We start from the raw sequence: 14,704 nt of genomic DNA, 5'->3' as shown, positions 1-14,704 counted from the left end.
GTGCGGTGACTCGCGCGGAACCAGACCGTTTTTTGACGCGCGTTCCTTCCCTCGGCGCGTGCAGAGTGGGACGCCCGACCCGGACACGCCACGCGACCTCCTTTCGTACGCTCGCATCTACGCCGAGAGCGTGGGTCTCGACGTCGACCACGACGCCATCGAGTGGGAGATATCGAAGCGAGCGCGACGACGCGCCGGTGCGTGCTCGTACGACGCCGACTCCGGGACGGTCACGATCCGGTTGACGTGGGACGCCTACGAGCAGTACGGCTGGCGGCAGTTCACGGCCACCATCCGGCACGAGCTCGTGCACGCCTGGGAGTTCCAGACCTACGGCGAGGCCGGGCACGGCGAGCGGTTCCGCGAGAAGGCGGCGGCGGTCGACGCGCCGCGGCACTGCGAGTCGTTCAGCGATCCGCGACTGGAGCTCGCGTGTACCGCGGACTGCGAGTGGCGCGCCGGTCGGCATCGCGCCTCCAAGCCCGTCAAGCAACCCGGCGGCTACCGGTGTCCGGACTGCGGCGCGACCGTCGAGGTCGAGCACGTCACGTCCGGCGTGACGTGGACGGACGCCGCGGGCTACGAGCGCGCACGGGGCGTCGTCGACGAGTGGTGAGTCGAACAGCCGGTCGGTCGTTCGACGCGCCCGCCTACCAGGTGCCGCGAGCGAGACGCACGAGGCCGTCGCCGGCGACGAACGCGACCATCCCAGCGAGCCCGACGACGAGGAAGAACGCGGAGACGAGCGCCGCCGGGTCGAACTCGGCGTTCGCCGGCGCCGTGTCCTGGAGCAGGACCTTGACCCCGAGTGCGAACGTCGCGGCGCTCGCGGACTGGAGGCCGCGCACGACGGCTCGCCCCAACGACGTCACCTCGCCGTCGGCGAGCGCGACCCGGTAGGCGTCGACGACGGCGTGCACGAGCAGGCTCGCTGCGAGCGACGGCACGGCGAGGAGGACGGTCGTCCAGAACACGGTCCGAGCGGCCTCGGGGACGCCCTCCTCCGGGCCCAGCACGAGCCCGCCGAGGCCGAACACGAGCGCGAGGCCGACGGCGCCGACGGCGAGCCAGCAGACGAGCAGGAACTCGACGCGATGGAACGACGCCCACGATGGCACGCCGTCGACCGCACCGTCGCCGCTCCTACGGGCCGCGTCGTCGCGCTCGTCGTCGTGGCGCGTGTCGAACTGGCCGCGAGACCGCGTCATACGTGCACGGTCAGGCGGTCCGAACAAATGCTTTCTCCTCGTTCGGCGGACGTCACGGGGCTCGTCCGGACCGTCACGTGCGGCCGCTCAGTGCTCGTCCCCGTCGCGTTCGGCGTCGACCCCACCGTAGTGACGGCTCTCGACGAGCCGGTCGAACAGCCGCGAGAGGAGGTCGGTGACTGGGCCGCCGCCGACGTCGATGCCGTCGACGGACGCGACCGGCCGGAGCTCCCACGTCGAGTTCGTCAGGAAGCACTCGTCGGCGTCCCTGACCGCCGCCGGTGCGTACTCGCCGGTGTGAACGGGGACGCCCGCCTGCTCGCGGGCGAGGTCGAGGACGTACGCTCGCGTGATGCCGGGGAGGAGGTCGAGGTCGGCGGCCGGCGTGTGGAGGCCGTCGTCGTCCACCCAGAAGACGTTCGACGTCGCGCCCTCGGCGACGTTCCCGGCCTGGTCCCGAAGCAGCGCCTCGTCGGCGCCCGCGACGAGTTCCTCACGAGCGAGGATGGAGTTCAGGTAATTGTGGGTCTTCGCGCCCGGCGGGAGCGCGTTCCGCGGTGGTTTCCGGGCCTTCACGGTCTGGAGGACCGCCGGGTCCGCCCAGACCGGGTCGCCGTCGAGCCCGCCCCTGGGGAGCGGTTTCGCGTACACGACGACCGTCGGGTCCACGTCCGGCCGTGGGGTGACGGTCCCGGGCTGGCTGCCGCGCGTGACGGAGAGCTTCGCGTACGCGTCGTCGAGGTCGTTCGCGGCGAGCGTCTCGTGGACGCGCGTCGCGAGGTCCCGGCGGTCGAGGCCGTGGTCCAACCCGAGCGCGTCGCACGAGCGTTCGAGGCGGTCCATGTGCGCGTCGAGCGCGAACACCGTCCCGCCGTAGACGCGCATCGTCTCGAAGACGCCGTCGCCGTACTGGAACCCGCGGTCGTCGACGCTCACGGTCGCCTCGCTCCGCTCGACGAGTTCGCCGTCTACGTGGTACTGCACAGGAAGTTCCTCACGAGTCGCTTGCCGACGCGCAGGCTCGGGCGCGCGCCGACTGGGTCGTCTTCAGATTCGGTCGGTTCAGTTGGCTCGGCCGGGTCGTCGGCGTCGCCGGTCAGGATGCTCTCCGGGTGGAACTGCACGCCGACGTGGGGTTTCTCGCGGTGGCGGACCGCCATCAGGACCGCGCGGTCGTCGCTCGTCGACGCCGTCTCCGCGAGCGCCGCCGGCAGGTCCGCGCGGTCGACCGCGAGCGAGTGATACCGGCCGACGCGGATGCGCTCCGGGAGGCCCTCGAACACGCCGCGGCCGTCGTGCGTCACGACGGACGGCTTCCCGTGGACGACCTCGGGCGCGTGCCCGACTGCCGCACCGTTCGCCGCACAGAGCGCCTGATGACCGAGACACACGCCGAGCGTCGGTATCGACAACTCGTCGAATATCGGCATCGAGACGCCGGCGTCCTGCGGCGTCCCGGGCCCCGGGGAGACGACGATTCCGTCCACGTCGAGCGCCCGGACGTCGTCGACGTCGACCGCGTCGTTCCGTCGGACGACCACGTCGCCCGCGAACTCGCCGACGTACTGCACGAGGTTGTACGCGAACGAGTCGTAGTTGTCGACGACGAGCACGCGCGGCGACCCCGGGACCGGGTCGAGCGACGCCGGCGGGTTCCCGGTCGTCATCGGTCGCCCTCCGGTGCTGTTCGGTCCGTCGAGACGGTGAGGTCCGCGTCCGCTGCGACCGCGTCGTCGACAGCGTGCAGGAGCGCTCGGGCCTTGTCGAGCGTCTCGTCGTACTCGCGCTCCGGGTCGGAGTCGTGCACGATGCCGGCGCCGACGCGGAGGTGGTACTCGTCGTCGTACCGGACGAGCGTCCGGATGACGATGTTCAGCGTCGCACGGTCGTCGAACCCGAAGGCCGCCATCGCGCCCGTGTACGGCCCCCGTCTGGTCGATTCGAGCTCATCGATCAGCTCCATCGTCCGCGGCTTCGGCGCGCCCGTGATGGTGCCGCCGGGGAACATCGCGCCGACCGCGTCCGCGAGCCCGACGCCGTCGCGCAGCTCGCCCGTGACGTCGGAGACGAGGTGCATCACCTCGCTGTACCGGTCGACGCGGCGGTACTGGGCGACGTCCACCGTCCCGTACGCGGAGACCTTCCCGAGGTCGTTGCGTTCCAGGTCGACGAGCATCGCGTGCTCCGCGCGCTCCTTCTCGTCGCTCGACAGCTCCGCTTCGAGCGCGTCGTCCGCGGCGGCGTCGTCGCCGCGCGGTCGCGTCCCCGCGATGGGTTCGGTGCGGACGAAGTCGCCGTCGCGCTCCAGGAGCAGCTCCGGGCTCGCGGACACGAGGTCGACGCCGGGGAACTCGACGAGGCCCGAGTACGGCGCCGGGTTCACGCGCCGGAGCGCGTCGTACGCCGCCACCGGATGCACCGCCGCGGGCGCTCGCAGGCGATGCGAGACGTTCGCTTGGAACGTGTCGCCCTCGCGGACGGCCGTCTTCACGGCGCGAACCCGGTCGGCGTACGCCGCCCGTCCCGCGTCGCTCTCGAACGCCGCCGCCTCGGCGTCCGCGGCCGGCGCCGGCCCGTGCCCGGCGTCGCCGGCGGTCGCTCGCTCCACGAGCGCCGCGGCCCGCTCGACCGCCTCGGCGTACGCGTCGTCAAGCGCAGCGTCGGTCGGGGCACGCTCCTCGACACCATCGGCAGGCGCGTCGGGCCGTTCCGGACAGACGGTCACGTGCAGCGTCGTCTCGTCGCCGGACGCGGCGTCGGTCCCTCGCCACGCGACGACCGCGTCGTACACGCCAACCTGGACGTGCGGGAGTCCGCGGTCGTCGACCGCGTCCGCCGGCAGGGACTCCAGTTCCCGCGCCAGGTCGTACGACACCCACCCGAACGCCCCGCACGGATACGGCACCTCGCAGTCCCCGCGAACCAGCGTCTCCGCGTCCAGCACGCCCTCCAGCGCGCGCAGCGACGGCGACCCCGACCCGGGATGCGCGTCCGCGGTCGGGTCCTCGCACAGCACCGCCTCCGGCCGTGCGGTGAACCGCTCCACGGGGTCGACCGCGAAGTACCCCCACCCGGCGTCAGCACCGTCGCCCGGTCCGACGTCCGAATCGGCCGCGGGGGCGTCGACGCCCGTGGTCTCGAGGAACACGCTCCACTGGCCGTCGCCGCGGCGAGCGCGCCGGTACGCCGTCCAGGGGTCCGCGACCGTCGCACGCACCTCGACCGGTACGCGAGCGCCCGGCGGCGCATCCCGCATGGTCTCGCGGAACGCCGCGGCGTCGGTCGCGACCCGATACGAATCCATACCCGGACCGACGGCACCGCCGCTAAACGGTGTTACGGTGTCGGGGAAGCGGACCGCGAGCGAACCGCCCTACTGCCGGGCGTTCGCGCGGTCGACCCACTGCTCGACGCGCCCCGGCGCCAGGTCGGCCGCCTCGGCGATGGCCTCGTGGTCCACGTCGGCCAGCTCGGCGACCGACGTCACGTCGACCTCGACCAGCCGCTCGGCGTACGCCGGCCCGATACCCTTGATCTCCTGCAGCTCCTCGACGCCACCCTCGTCGTCGGCCTCGTCGGCTTCCTCGACGCCGCCCTCGTCGTCCGTCCCCGCTTCGTCGGTCGCGTCGGCGTCCTCGTCGACCGCTTCGGTTCCCTCGTCGTCGGATTCGTCAGCGTCCTCGTCGTCGGACTCGTCGGCTTCTTCGACGTCGCCCTCGTCGTCCGTCTCCGCTTCGTCGGCCGCGTCGGCGTCCTCGTCGTCCGCTTCGGTTTCCGCGTCGCCCGCGGTTTCTCCGTCGGTCGCCGAATCCTCGTCGACGGCCCCCTCGTCGACGCCCTTCACGGCGGCTTCGTTCGCCGCGTCGGCTTCGTTCCGTTCGCGCTCGACGGTGACGCCGACGTCGTCGGAGCGTCGACCGGTTCGTTCGTCGTCGCCCCCGAGACCGAGTACAGACTTCAGTTTCGATAGGAGTCCCATTGGGTGATAGTGGTACCCCAGCGGACTTAAAAGCGACTCACGCCGTTGGGCTTGCCCCACGTGCGACCGGCGTCCGCTTGCGGTAAGCCGGTGTTACCGGGGTCGACGGGGCGTCGGCCTACTCGTCGAGGTGCGAGCGGAGCGCGTCGTTCATCGCGTCGACCGGCGCGTCCTCGCCGGTCCAGTGCTCGAACGCCGCGGCGCCCTGATGGAGGAGCATCCACGCGCCGTCGACGGTCCTCGCCCCCGCCGCCGCGGCGTCGCGGAGCAAGCGCGTCTCCAGCGGCGCGTACACCGCGTCGAGCACCACCAGGTCGCCGTGGAGGGCGGTCGCCGGAACGGGCGTCTCGTCGGTCTCCATGCCGACGCTCGTCGCGTTCACGAGCACGTCCGCGTCCACCAGTCGGTCGTCGAGCGCGTCGAGGCCGCCGCCGGTCGCGGTCGCGCCGTCGACCTCGCGCTCGACCGCGGCCGCGAGCTCGGTCGCTCGACTCGCCGTCCGGTTCGCGACCCGCACCGACGCCCCGGCGTCCGCGAGCCCGAACGCCACGGCCCGCCCGGCGCCGCCAGCACCGACGACCACAGCGGTCGCGCCCGACAGCGACGCGTCGCCCCGCTCGCGGAGCGCTCGAACCGCCCCCTCGACGTCCGTGTTGTGCCCCGTCACCGCGCCTCCCGAGAAGTCGAGCGTGTTCGCCGCACCGACCGCGGACGCCAGGTCGTCCGTCGCGACCGTCGGGAGCGCCGCGACGTCGCGCTTGAACGGCACCGTCACGTTCAGGCCCGCCACGCCGAGCGCACTCGCACCCTCGACGGCCGCCGCCACCGCGTCCTCGGCGGGTTCGAACGTCACGTAGCGCGCGTTCACTCCCAGTGCGTCGTACGCCGCCTCGTGCATCGGCGGCGACAGCGAGTGCCCGACGGGATTCCCGATTAGGCCGTACACGTCCATACCGCGAACCGTCGCGACCGCCGACCAAAAGCGATGCGGGCGCGGCGAGAACCGACGCGACCCCCGTCGCCGCGTGACCGACTCGGTCTGGGTCTCACTCGGTCGAGGATGGTGACGTTCCCGAAGACGGCGGTGACGGGCCGGTCGCTCGCGCCGTTCCGGTCCCGCGACTGGGCGTCGAATCGAGCGACGAGAACACGGAACGTCGAGGGGCGCCAGGTGTCAGGCTTCGACGACGAGGCCGGCGCGCTTCAGGGCGTCGTCGACGGTGGCGTCGTCGTGGATGACGGCGCTGATCGCGGTGGCGATGGCTTCGGGGTCGTCGTGCTGGAAGATGGAGCGCCCCATCGAGACGCCCGCACCGCCGGCATCCATGACGCCGCGGACGGCCTCGACGGTCTCGCGGTCCGTGCCCTTCGCGCCGCCGGCGATGACGACCGGGAGACGGGTCGACTCGACGACGTGCTGGAAGGTCTCGGCGTCCCCCGAGTAGCCGGTCTTGACGACGTCCGCGCCGAGTTCCTCTGCGAGCCGGACGGCGTGCCCCAGGCTCTCGGGGTCCGTGGAGTCGACGCCCTCGCCGCGAGCGTACGCCATCGCGAGCACGGGCATCCCGAGGCGGTCGGCGTCCCTCGTGAGCTCGGCGAGGTCCTCGATCTGCTCCGGTTCGTGCTCCCCGCCGACGTTGATGTGGAACGAGACGGCGTCCGCGCCGGCGCGAACGGCCTCCTCGACGGTGCCGGTGACGCGCTTGTCCGCCTCGTCCGGGCCGATGGTCGTCGAGCCGTTCAGGTGCACGACGTACCCGGCGCCGTTCTTGTTGTCGTGGACGCGCGGCGCGATCCCCTTCTGGGTGAGGACGGCGTCCGCGCCGCCGCGCGTCACGCCGTCGATGGTCGATTCGATGTCCTTCAGTCCCGTGACGGCGCCCATGGTGATGCCGTGGTCCATCGGGACGACGAGGTAGTTGCCGTCGGTCGAGATGCGGTCCAGTCGTGTGCGTTTCCCCGGGCCTACGTGTGGTGTGTCGCGTGTCATGTGCGTGAGTCGAACTGCGTTAGTGTGTCATCGTGTGCCACGTCGGGTTATGTCGGTTCCGATTCCGCCAAACTTTCCGCGTCCGTCTCTCCTTCGTTCGCCGCCCCCGCGACCGCGCCCCGCTTCAGTTCGCGCGCCTTCGACTCCAGTTCCTCCGCGGTCGCCGCCACCTCGCGGTCGCTCTCGTCTCCTTCGGCAACGATGTCGACGAGCGCGCTCCCGACGATGACGCCGTCCGCTCCGGCGGCCACGACCGCTCGCGCGTGCTCGCCGCTCTTGATACCGAACCCGACCGCCTTCGGCACGTCCCACTCGCGCAGCCGGGAGAGGCTCGCTCCCGTCTGGTCGCTCACGTCGTCCTTCGCGCCCGTGACGCCCAACCGCGCCTGGACGTACACGTAGCCCGACACCTGGTCCATGATGCGCTCCAGGCGGTCGCCCGCGGTCGTCGGCGCGACGATGAACACGAGGTCGAGCCCGAACTCGTCGCACGCCTCGCGGAGCGGGCCGGCCTCCTCGGCGGGCAGGTCCGGGACGACGAACCCGGACAGCCCCAGGGACGCCGCCTGCTCAACGAACGGCCGCGGCCCCTCCTCGTCGCCGTACTGGTAGATGAGGTTGTAGTACGTCATGCAGACCAGCGGGACGTCCACGTCGAGGTCGTCGACGAACTCGAAGAACCGCTCGGGCGTCATCCCGCCCGCGAGCGAACGCACGACCGCCTCCTGGATGGTCGACCCCTCCGCGATGGGCTCGCTGAAGGGGAGGCCGAGTTCGATGACGTCCGCGCCACCGCGCTCGAGCGCCTCGACGTACTCGAGGCTCGCCTCGTAGTCCGGGTCGCCCGCGGCGAGGTACGGGACGAACGCCGGCTCGCCCGCGAACGCCTCGGCGAGCGCCTCGTTCTGGGTCGCCCCCGCGCCTTCGTCCGTCATCAGTGGAACACCTCCCCCACGTCGACCGCGCCCTCGACGTCGCGCTCCTCGGTCTCCTGCACGACGGACTCCAGGTCCTTGTCGCCGCGCCCGGAGACGTTGATGACCGTCACGTCGCCGAGTTCGTCCCGGTTCTCGTCCGCCCACGCGAACGCGTGCGCCGTCTCCAACGCCGGGATGACGCCCTCCAGCCGCGAGAGACGGTGGAACGCCGCAAGCGCCGCGTCGTCGCCGACGTTCGCCGCCCGCACGCGGTCCTCGTCGACGAGGTGCGCGAGCTCCGGGCCGACGCCCGCGTAGTCCAGTCCCGAGGAGACGCTGTGGGACTCCAGGATCTGGCCGTCTCGGTCCTGGAGCAGCTTCGTCCGCGCCCCGTGCAGGACGCCCTCGTCGCCCGTCGACAGCGACGCCGAATTGGGCGCGACGCCCGCGTCCTCGTCGACGGCGAGCGAGGAGCCACCGGCCTCGACCGCCACGAGGTCGGTGTCGGTATCGTCCACGAAGTTCGCGAACGCGCCCATCGTGTTCGACCCGCCGCCAGCGCACGCGACGACGGTGTCAGGGAGGCCGCCGGTCCGCTCGATGGCCTGCTCGCGCGCCTCCTCGCTGATGACCGCCTGGAAGTCCCGGACCATCGCCGGGAACGGCGCCGGCCCGACGACGCTCCCGATGACGTAGTGCGTGTCCTCGACGTTCGTCGCCCAGTCCCGCATCGTCTCCGAGATCGCCTCCTTCAGCGTCCCGCGGCCCGTCGTCACCGGGTTCACCTCGCTCCCGTTGAGCTTCATCCGGAAGACGTTCGGGCGCTGCCGGTTGATGTCGCGCTCGCCCATGTAGATCTCGCAGGGCAGCCCGAGGTGAGCGGCCGCCATCGCGGTCGCGGTCCCGTGCTGGCCGGCGCCGGTCTCCGCGACGATGCGCTCCTTCCCCATGTACTTCGCGAGGAGGACCTGCCCGAGCGCGTTGTTGAGCTTGTGCGCGCCACCGTGCAGGAGGTCCTCGCGTTTCAGGTACACCTCGCTGTCGTAGCGCTCGCTCAGGTGCTCGGCGTGCTGGAGCGGCGTCGGCCGCCCGCCGAAGTCCCGCAGTCGCTCCCGGAACTCGTCCACGAACCCGTCCTCGTTCTCGAGCACGTACCGCTCGTACGCCTCGGTCAGTTCCTCGATGGCCGGCATGAGCGCCTCCGGCACGTACTGTCCACCGTAATCGCCGAACTTGACGTCCGTCGCTGTCATTGTGTTGTCTCCGTCGTGTCGCTCGCGTCCGTGGTCGCCGCGGTCAGTCGCTCGGTGTTCTCGCGGACGTCGCCGTCCATGATGGCGCTCCCGACGAGGAGCGCGTCCGCGCCCGCCGCTCGCATCCGCGAGACGTCGTCGGTCGTGGCTACGCCGCTCTCCGCAATGAGGGTGACGTCCCCCCGAGCGTCCGCCGGGACCGCGTCGGCGACGCGCTCGAACGTCCCCAGGTCGACCTCGAGCCTCGCGAGGTCGCGGTTGTTCACGCCGACGATTCGCGCACCGGCGTCGAGCGCGCGTTCGAGCTCGCGCTCGGTGTGGACCTCGACGAGCGCCTGGAAGCCGCGGTCGCGGGCGGCCGCGAGCATCGATTCGAGCGTGTCGGCGCCGTCGACGCCCGCGTCCGGGTCGCCGTCGCTCCCGAGGAACCGCGCGATGAGGAGGACGACGTCGGCCTCGACGGCGTCGAGTTGGGCTTCGCGCAGCAGGAAGTCCTTCCGGAGGACCGGCACGTCGACGGCGGCGCGGACCCGTTGGAGGTTCTCGGTGCTGCCGTCGAAGTGCGCGGGTTCGGTGAGCACGCTGAGTGCGGCGGCGCCGCCGTCGACCATCGCGGTCGCGAGGTCGACGGGGTCGTCGTCGCGCGTGCCGTCGGTCGTGGGACTGGTCGGTTTGACCTCCGCGACGAGCGGGGCTCGACCGTCGGCGCTCGCGGCCTGGAACGCGGCGGGGAGGTCGCGCGCGTCGACGTCGACGCGGCCGCCGGTCGGCGGGTCTCGGGTGCGTGCGGCGTCGAGGATCGCCTCGACGGCCGGCGCGAGCCCCTGCCCAGAGCTAGTGTTCATCCTTGTACATTGTCCGACTGATTCGTACATAAGGCTTGCGTCCACGCCCACCGAGAGACCAGATACCGTGGTCGATGCCGTCGTCGCTTGGACCGGAAGGCTCATTCCACCTCTTCGACACATTCGAGTATGGTTCCGACGCCCGAGGCCGCCCCCAGCGACGAGACTGCACCCACGCCGGACCCGTTCCGCGGCGAGGAGGGCGACCCGGTCGTCCCCGACCGCTGGACGCACAACGTCGTCGTCGCGAACGACATCGAGGTCTCGTACTACCGCGCTGGCCGGGACGCCGCGGACGCCGCCGCGACCGTCATCGTCGCCCACGGGTTCTTCGAGGACGCCCGCTGCAAGCGCCGGGTCGTGAACGCCCTCGCCGACGACGGCTACGACGTCGTGGCGTACGACGCCCGCGGGCACGGCCACACCGACGCCCCCGAATCCGGCTACGCGCCCGCCGACCGCGTCGCCGACCTCGTCGGCGTCCTCGACGCCCTCGACCTCGAGAACCCGGTACTCTACGGGCACTCGATGGGCGGGTCGACGGTCGCGAAGACCGCCGCCGAGCATCCCGAGCGCGTCGCGGGCGTCGTCACGGAGGACCCCGCGGGTCTGCGATCGATGGCGGACCTCGACCTCGACGAGATCGCGACCGAGATGCGCGAGGACGTCCGCGAGGACCTCGCGAAGTCCTTCGACGAACTGCTAGCGGCGTACGAGGACCCGGACGACGACCCCGCGTCCGCGGTCGACGAGATTCCGCCCGAGCTGTACGCGACGTTCGCGCGCTCCGACCAGCGGACCAGCGAACACGTCGCGGCGGTTCCCCGGGCGGGCTACCCGGCGCTCGCGGACGTCTTCCCGGAGGTCGAGGTCCCGGCGCTCGTCCTCCGGCGCGACCACGCGACCGTCCCCGGCTCCATACGGGACGGTTCGCCAGTCGAGGAGCGCGCGACCGACCTGGACCTCGCCGCGTCGCTCCCGGACGGCCGCCTCGTGCACGTTCCCGGCGCCGGCCACCACGTTGTCCTCACTGCCGAAGACGCAGCGCTCGCCGAGATTCACGCGTTCCTCGCGCGTCTCGACGAGAGCGACGACCGCGACTGACCGAGAGCGATTGCCCGCGACGACTCGCGGGCAGCCGTCGCCGCCGCACGCCCGAGGTGGTCGTTCGGCACGCCGGTCTGGAGGGCGGCCTTCACGCTCACGTTGTACACGCCGACCGGTATCCTCGGCCGCGTCCACGTCGTCGGCCGGCGTCCGCTCGCGTCTCGTCGGCGAGGAAGCTTCAAGGGCGTGGTGGGCCTCGGTTCGTGCATGGACGCCGCCGAGACAGCCGGCATCTACGCGAGGGAGATCGAGTATCTGGACCGGTACGTGCAGTTCGGCGTCGCCAGCGGGCGCGTCATCTCCGTGTCGTTCCCCGACTTCCCGGACGACGGCGCGAGCGACGAGTACGACCTCCTCGACCGCTTCGAGCGGTACTGCGAGGGCATCAGCGAGGACGACTTCGCGGACGTCGAGGTCGGACTGACGGTCCCGACCGGCGAGCGGAAGGTACTGGAGACGCTCCGGCAGGTCGGGTACGGCGAGCAGGTGAGCGTCGAACAGCTCGCGAAGATGACGCCGACGCTCTCCGCGGACGACGACCAGGACGTCGTCACGGTCCGGGAGGCGCTCGCGGAGAACCCGCTGCCCGTCGTCTTCCCCGACCACCGCGTGCGGGACGGCCCGAGCGCGCTCCCGCCGCAGGTCGAGCAGAAGCTCCGGTCGCTCGAGGACCTCTGACGGCTGGCCGCCGAGCACGTGGGGGCGTCGTAGAGCAGTCGGTTCCGATATATCTTCGTCGAGTTCGTCGCGTCGGTGACGCCCGTTCGTCGCCACCTCGGGACGGATCCCGGCGACGTCGCGGCGCATAGATGACGTCTTCTCTACAAAAACGCGGTTACGGAAGCTCGCTTACAAAAGTCAGTTTCCGGAAACTTTCACGGGCGTTCCGGCCCGACCTAGAGACATGAGACGACCGAACTCGCTCGTCGCGCGGTTCTACGCGTTCAAGCTCACGAACGCGTCGGGGTTCTACCTCCCCATCTACTTCGCGTTCCTCCAGGACAAGGGGTTCGACCTCGCGTTCCTCGGCGTGCTGTCCGCGACGTTCTCGTTCGCGCTCGTCGCCGCCGAGATACCGACCGGCTACCTCGGTGACCGCCTCGGCCGTCGCGGGAGCCTCGCCGTCGGCGCCACCGTCCGCGCCGGCATCATGATGGCGTTCCCGTTCGTCCCGAACCGCGCGGGGTACGTCGTCCTGTTCGGCGTCTGGGCGACCGGCTGGGCGTTCCGCTCGGGCACCCAGGACGCCTGGCTCTACGAGGTCCTCCAGTCGACGTGCGACGAGGACGAGTACGCTCGCGTCGACGGCCGCGCGAACGCCATCGTCCTGGGCACGAGCGCCGTCGCCGCCGTCCTCGGCGGCGTCCTCTACACCGTCGAGCCCGCCGCGCCGTTCCTCGCGAACGCCGCGCTCGCGCTCGTCGGCCTCCCCATCCTCTACTCGTTCCCCGCCGTCGAGACCGCCGGCGACGACGAGCGCTTCGGGCTCCGGGACGCCGTGGCGCTCCTCCGCGCCCAGGCGCACCGACCGGCGGTCCGCTGGTTCGTCGCGTACGCCGCCGTGTTCGCGACCGCGTTCGCCGCCACCCGGCCGTTCGAGCAACCGATGCTGCGCGCCGTCGGCGTCCCCGTCGCCGGCCTCGGCGTCCTCTACGCCGGCTTCAAGCTCGTGTCCGCGGGCGCCGCGTCGCTCTCCGGGACCGTCGAGGACCGGTTCGGCGTCCGCGGCGCGTTCGCCGCCCTCCCCGCGGTCTACGGCGTCGCGTTCGCCGCGATCGCTGTCGTCCCCGTCGCGGCCGTCCCCGTGGTGTTCCTGAACCGCGCCATCAGGACGATGACGCGCCCGCTACAGAACCAGTACCTGAACGACCGGCTCGACGACGTCGGCCGCGCGACCGTCCTCTCGGGCGCGTCGATGGCGCTCTCGCTCGTCTCCGGTGCCGGGAAGCTCGTCGCCGGGCGCGTCACCGACGTCGCCGGCGCTCTCGACGGCGTCGCCGCCTTCGGCGTCGCGCTCGCCGTCCTCGGCGCCGTCATCTGGCTCGCGGTCGACCCCGTCCGCGCGAGTCCGGGGGCCGACGCGGCCGACAGTGGCGTCGACGCGACCGCAACCTCGGACTGAACCGGGGTCAGTCGCGAGCGACGAGGAGCATCGCTCCCGCACCGACCACCAGCCCGAGGAGGCTCGCGGCCTCCAGGAGCGTGCTCGGGAACAGGAGCGCGACGAAGCGCGCGATGGCCGCACCGACGAACGCGACCGACCCGACGAGGCGGACCGTCGGCCGGCCCTCCATCCGGAAGCCGACGTACGCCGCGGCGAGCAACCACGCGAACCCGATACCGAGGTCGGTCGTCTCGGTCGCCACCGGCGCCTCCAGGAGCGCGCCCACGAGCAGCATCGAGAGCACGCCGACGACCAGGACCGCGAGCAACAGCCAGCCACCCGTCGGTTCCGCGGCGCTCACCTCGTCGGTCGTCTCACCGTCGCCATCACTCATTGCTCGCCTCAAGAACCGGCGAGCGCGTGAAGGCGTCGATTCGGCCCTGGCGGCGTCGAGCCGTCACTCCGCGCCGAGGACGCTCTCGTGGACGACGAACTCGAGCGCGTTCACGAGGTAGTGCGCGACGACGACGACCACGAGGCTGCCCGAGAGGACGAACGCGGCCGCGAGCACGACGCCGAGCGTGCCCGTGACGAGCACGCCCAGGCGCCCCTGCGCACCGTGCCCGAGCCCGAACAGGACCGACGACACGAGCACGAGCAGCCACGGCGACACGCCGAAACCGGTAGCCAAGGCACCGACGAGCACGCCACGGAAGAGCAGTTCCTCGAACGCGGCGACGATGGGGAGGACGCCACCGAGCAGGACGACCCACCCGCGTCGCGACGTCGGCGCGAGAAGTTCGCGCAACTCCTCGCTCTGCCCGAGGCCCGCCGCGTCAGCGAGCGAACCACCCACCTCGTTCGCCGCGTACAACCCGACGCCGAGCGCCGCGCCGACCGCGACGAACCACCACGTGACGTGGTCACCACCGAGTCCGAGCGCCCCACGCGGCACGTCCGCGAGCACCGCCGCCGCGACGAGAACCACCGCGAACACCCCCTGCGAGAACGCCACGTTCAGCAACAGCATCGGCTGCGAGAGCGCCGGCGGCCTCGCCGCCCCCCGCTCGCGAACCCCCGGCACCTCGACGGCGTCAGCCGCCTCGACGTCTGCCCCGAACTCGCGGGGTGCAACCGCATCTCTCGGGTTCGAATCGACCGCGTCCGCGTCGACCCGCCCGCCGCGCGGTCCCGCGTCCTCGTCGTCGTCGAACCGCCGGCTGGTCGTATGCGACGCCAACAGCAAGAGAACGGTGACGACGCCCGCGACCGACGCGAACGTCGTCCACGCCGTCACGGCG

General features: G+C 71.8%; 16 protein-coding genes. 4 read left to right on the top strand and 12 right to left on the bottom strand.

Annotated elements, in window-relative coordinates; all coding sequences use genetic code 11:
* Positions 1-58 precede the first annotated feature (58 nt).
* Positions 59-616, top strand: a complete 558-nt coding sequence (locus SM754_RS04255; protein WP_323674961.1) for a SprT-like domain-containing protein — start codon at positions 59-61, stop codon at positions 614-616.
* 34 nt (positions 617-650) lie between these two features.
* Here the strand turns inward: SM754_RS04255 and SM754_RS04250 are convergent, their stop codons facing one another.
* The 10 genes from SM754_RS04250 to trpC all read right to left on the bottom strand — a co-directional run bounded on the left by SM754_RS04250 (position 651) and on the right by trpC (position 10,192).
* Positions 651-1,208, bottom strand: a complete 558-nt coding sequence (locus SM754_RS04250) for a hypothetical protein (protein ID WP_323674960.1) — start codon at positions 1,206-1,208, stop codon at positions 651-653.
* An 87-nt stretch (positions 1,209-1,295) separates the two neighbouring features.
* Positions 1,296-2,192 (bottom strand): aminotransferase class IV, encoded by an 897-nt coding sequence (locus SM754_RS04245; RefSeq protein ID WP_323674959.1) that lies wholly within the window; start codon positions 2,190-2,192, stop codon positions 1,296-1,298.
* Positions 2,177-2,875: an anthranilate synthase component II gene (locus SM754_RS04240; RefSeq protein ID WP_323674958.1), complete on the bottom strand. Its 699-nt coding sequence runs from the start codon at positions 2,873-2,875 to the stop codon at positions 2,177-2,179. The genes SM754_RS04245 and SM754_RS04240 overlap by 16 nt, the downstream gene beginning before the upstream one ends.
* The gene (locus SM754_RS04235) at positions 2,872-4,512 is read right to left on the bottom strand and encodes an anthranilate synthase component I family protein (protein ID WP_323674957.1); all 1,641 of its coding nucleotides are present in this window, start codon (positions 4,510-4,512) and stop codon (positions 2,872-2,874) included. The genes SM754_RS04240 and SM754_RS04235 overlap by 4 nt, the downstream gene beginning before the upstream one ends.
* A gap of 69 nt (positions 4,513-4,581) precedes the next feature.
* On the bottom strand, positions 4,582-5,187 hold the full coding sequence (locus SM754_RS04230) for a helix-hairpin-helix domain-containing protein (RefSeq protein ID WP_323674956.1): 606 nt from the start codon (positions 5,185-5,187) through the stop codon (positions 4,582-4,584).
* Between the two features lie 118 nt (positions 5,188-5,305).
* On the bottom strand, positions 5,306-6,139 hold the full coding sequence (locus tag SM754_RS04225; protein ID WP_323674955.1) for a shikimate dehydrogenase: 834 nt from the start codon (positions 6,137-6,139) through the stop codon (positions 5,306-5,308).
* Positions 6,140-6,361: 222 nt separating this feature from the next.
* Entirely contained in the window at positions 6,362-7,177 is an 816-nt protein-coding gene (locus tag SM754_RS04220; protein ID WP_323674954.1) for a 2-amino-3,7-dideoxy-D-threo-hept-6-ulosonate synthase, read from the bottom strand.
* Between the two features lie 47 nt (positions 7,178-7,224).
* Positions 7,225-8,112, bottom strand: coding sequence for a tryptophan synthase subunit alpha (trpA, locus tag SM754_RS04215; protein ID WP_323674953.1), 888 nt, complete (start codon positions 8,110-8,112; stop codon positions 7,225-7,227).
* Positions 8,112-9,347, bottom strand: coding sequence for a tryptophan synthase subunit beta (gene trpB / locus SM754_RS04210; protein ID WP_323674952.1), 1,236 nt, complete (start codon positions 9,345-9,347; stop codon positions 8,112-8,114). Before trpB ends, trpA begins: the two co-directional genes overlap by 1 nt.
* Positions 9,344-10,192, bottom strand: a complete 849-nt coding sequence (gene trpC, locus SM754_RS04205; protein ID WP_323674951.1) for an indole-3-glycerol phosphate synthase — start codon at positions 10,190-10,192, stop codon at positions 9,344-9,346. Before trpC ends, trpB begins: the two co-directional genes overlap by 4 nt.
* Positions 10,193-10,321: 129 nt before the next feature.
* On the opposite strand from trpC, the gene SM754_RS04200 reads away from it, so the two are divergent.
* The 3 genes from SM754_RS04200 to SM754_RS04190 all read left to right on the top strand — a co-directional run bounded on the left by SM754_RS04200 (position 10,322) and on the right by SM754_RS04190 (position 13,421).
* On the top strand, positions 10,322-11,296 hold the full coding sequence (locus SM754_RS04200; protein ID WP_323674950.1) for an alpha/beta fold hydrolase: 975 nt from the start codon (positions 10,322-10,324) through the stop codon (positions 11,294-11,296).
* A gap of 210 nt (positions 11,297-11,506) precedes the next feature.
* Positions 11,507-11,977 carry an MGMT family protein gene (locus SM754_RS04195; RefSeq protein WP_323674949.1) on the top strand — a complete coding sequence of 157 codons (471 nt, stop codon included), beginning with the start codon at positions 11,507-11,509 and terminating at the stop codon, positions 11,975-11,977.
* A gap of 226 nt (positions 11,978-12,203) precedes the next feature.
* Entirely contained in the window at positions 12,204-13,421 is a 1,218-nt protein-coding gene (locus tag SM754_RS04190) for an MFS transporter (RefSeq protein ID WP_323674948.1), read from the top strand.
* Positions 13,422-13,428: 7 nt separating this feature from the next.
* Here the strand turns inward: SM754_RS04190 and SM754_RS04185 are convergent, their stop codons facing one another.
* Together SM754_RS04185 and SM754_RS04180 are read right to left on the bottom strand one after the other, a co-directional pair.
* On the bottom strand, positions 13,429-13,797 hold the full coding sequence (locus SM754_RS04185) for a hypothetical protein (protein ID WP_323674947.1): 369 nt from the start codon (positions 13,795-13,797) through the stop codon (positions 13,429-13,431).
* A 63-nt stretch (positions 13,798-13,860) separates the two neighbouring features.
* On the bottom strand, positions 13,861-14,700 hold the full coding sequence (locus tag SM754_RS04180; RefSeq protein WP_323674946.1) for a CPBP family intramembrane glutamic endopeptidase: 840 nt from the start codon (positions 14,698-14,700) through the stop codon (positions 13,861-13,863).
* Positions 14,701-14,704: the final 4 nt, after the last annotated feature.

The organism is Halorubellus amylolyticus (assembly GCF_034808145.1).
Lineage (GTDB): Archaea > Halobacteriota > Halobacteria > Halobacteriales > Natrialbaceae > Halorubellus.
The sequence above is the reverse complement of the archived record's forward strand: the minus strand, read 5'-3'. Positions and strand labels throughout refer to the sequence as shown.

Bases quoted from the DNA above. Each gene is read 5' to 3' on its own strand.
- SM754_RS04190 (WP_323674948.1), top strand. From the start codon at position 12,204: ATGAGACGACCGAACTCGCTCGTCGCGCGGTTCTACGCGTTCAAGCTC.
- SM754_RS04195 (WP_323674949.1), top strand. From the start codon at position 11,507: ATGGACGCCGCCGAGACAGCCGGCATCTACGCGAGGGAGATCGAGTAT.
- SM754_RS04225 (WP_323674955.1), bottom strand. From the start codon at position 6,139: ATGGACGTGTACGGCCTAATCGGGAATCCCGTCGGGCACTCGCTGTCG.
- trpA (WP_323674953.1), bottom strand. From the start codon at position 8,112: ATGACGGACGAAGGCGCGGGGGCGACCCAGAACGAGGCGCTCGCCGAG.
- trpB (WP_323674952.1), bottom strand. From the start codon at position 9,347: ATGACAGCGACGGACGTCAAGTTCGGCGATTACGGTGGACAGTACGTG.
- trpC (WP_323674951.1), bottom strand. From the start codon at position 10,192: ATGAACACTAGCTCTGGGCAGGGGCTCGCGCCGGCCGTCGAGGCGATC.
- SM754_RS04240 (WP_323674958.1), bottom strand. From the start codon at position 2,875: ATGACGACCGGGAACCCGCCGGCGTCGCTCGACCCGGTCCCGGGGTCG.
- SM754_RS04220 (WP_323674954.1), bottom strand. From the start codon at position 7,177: ATGACACGCGACACACCACACGTAGGCCCGGGGAAACGCACACGACTG.
- SM754_RS04200 (WP_323674950.1), top strand. From the start codon at position 10,322: ATGGTTCCGACGCCCGAGGCCGCCCCCAGCGACGAGACTGCACCCACG.
- SM754_RS04235 (WP_323674957.1), bottom strand. From the start codon at position 4,512: ATGGATTCGTATCGGGTCGCGACCGACGCCGCGGCGTTCCGCGAGACC.
- SM754_RS04230 (WP_323674956.1), bottom strand. From the start codon at position 5,187: ATGGGACTCCTATCGAAACTGAAGTCTGTACTCGGTCTCGGGGGCGAC.
- SM754_RS04250 (WP_323674960.1), bottom strand. From the start codon at position 1,208: ATGACGCGGTCTCGCGGCCAGTTCGACACGCGCCACGACGACGAGCGC.
- SM754_RS04185 (WP_323674947.1), bottom strand. From the start codon at position 13,797: ATGAGTGATGGCGACGGTGAGACGACCGACGAGGTGAGCGCCGCGGAA.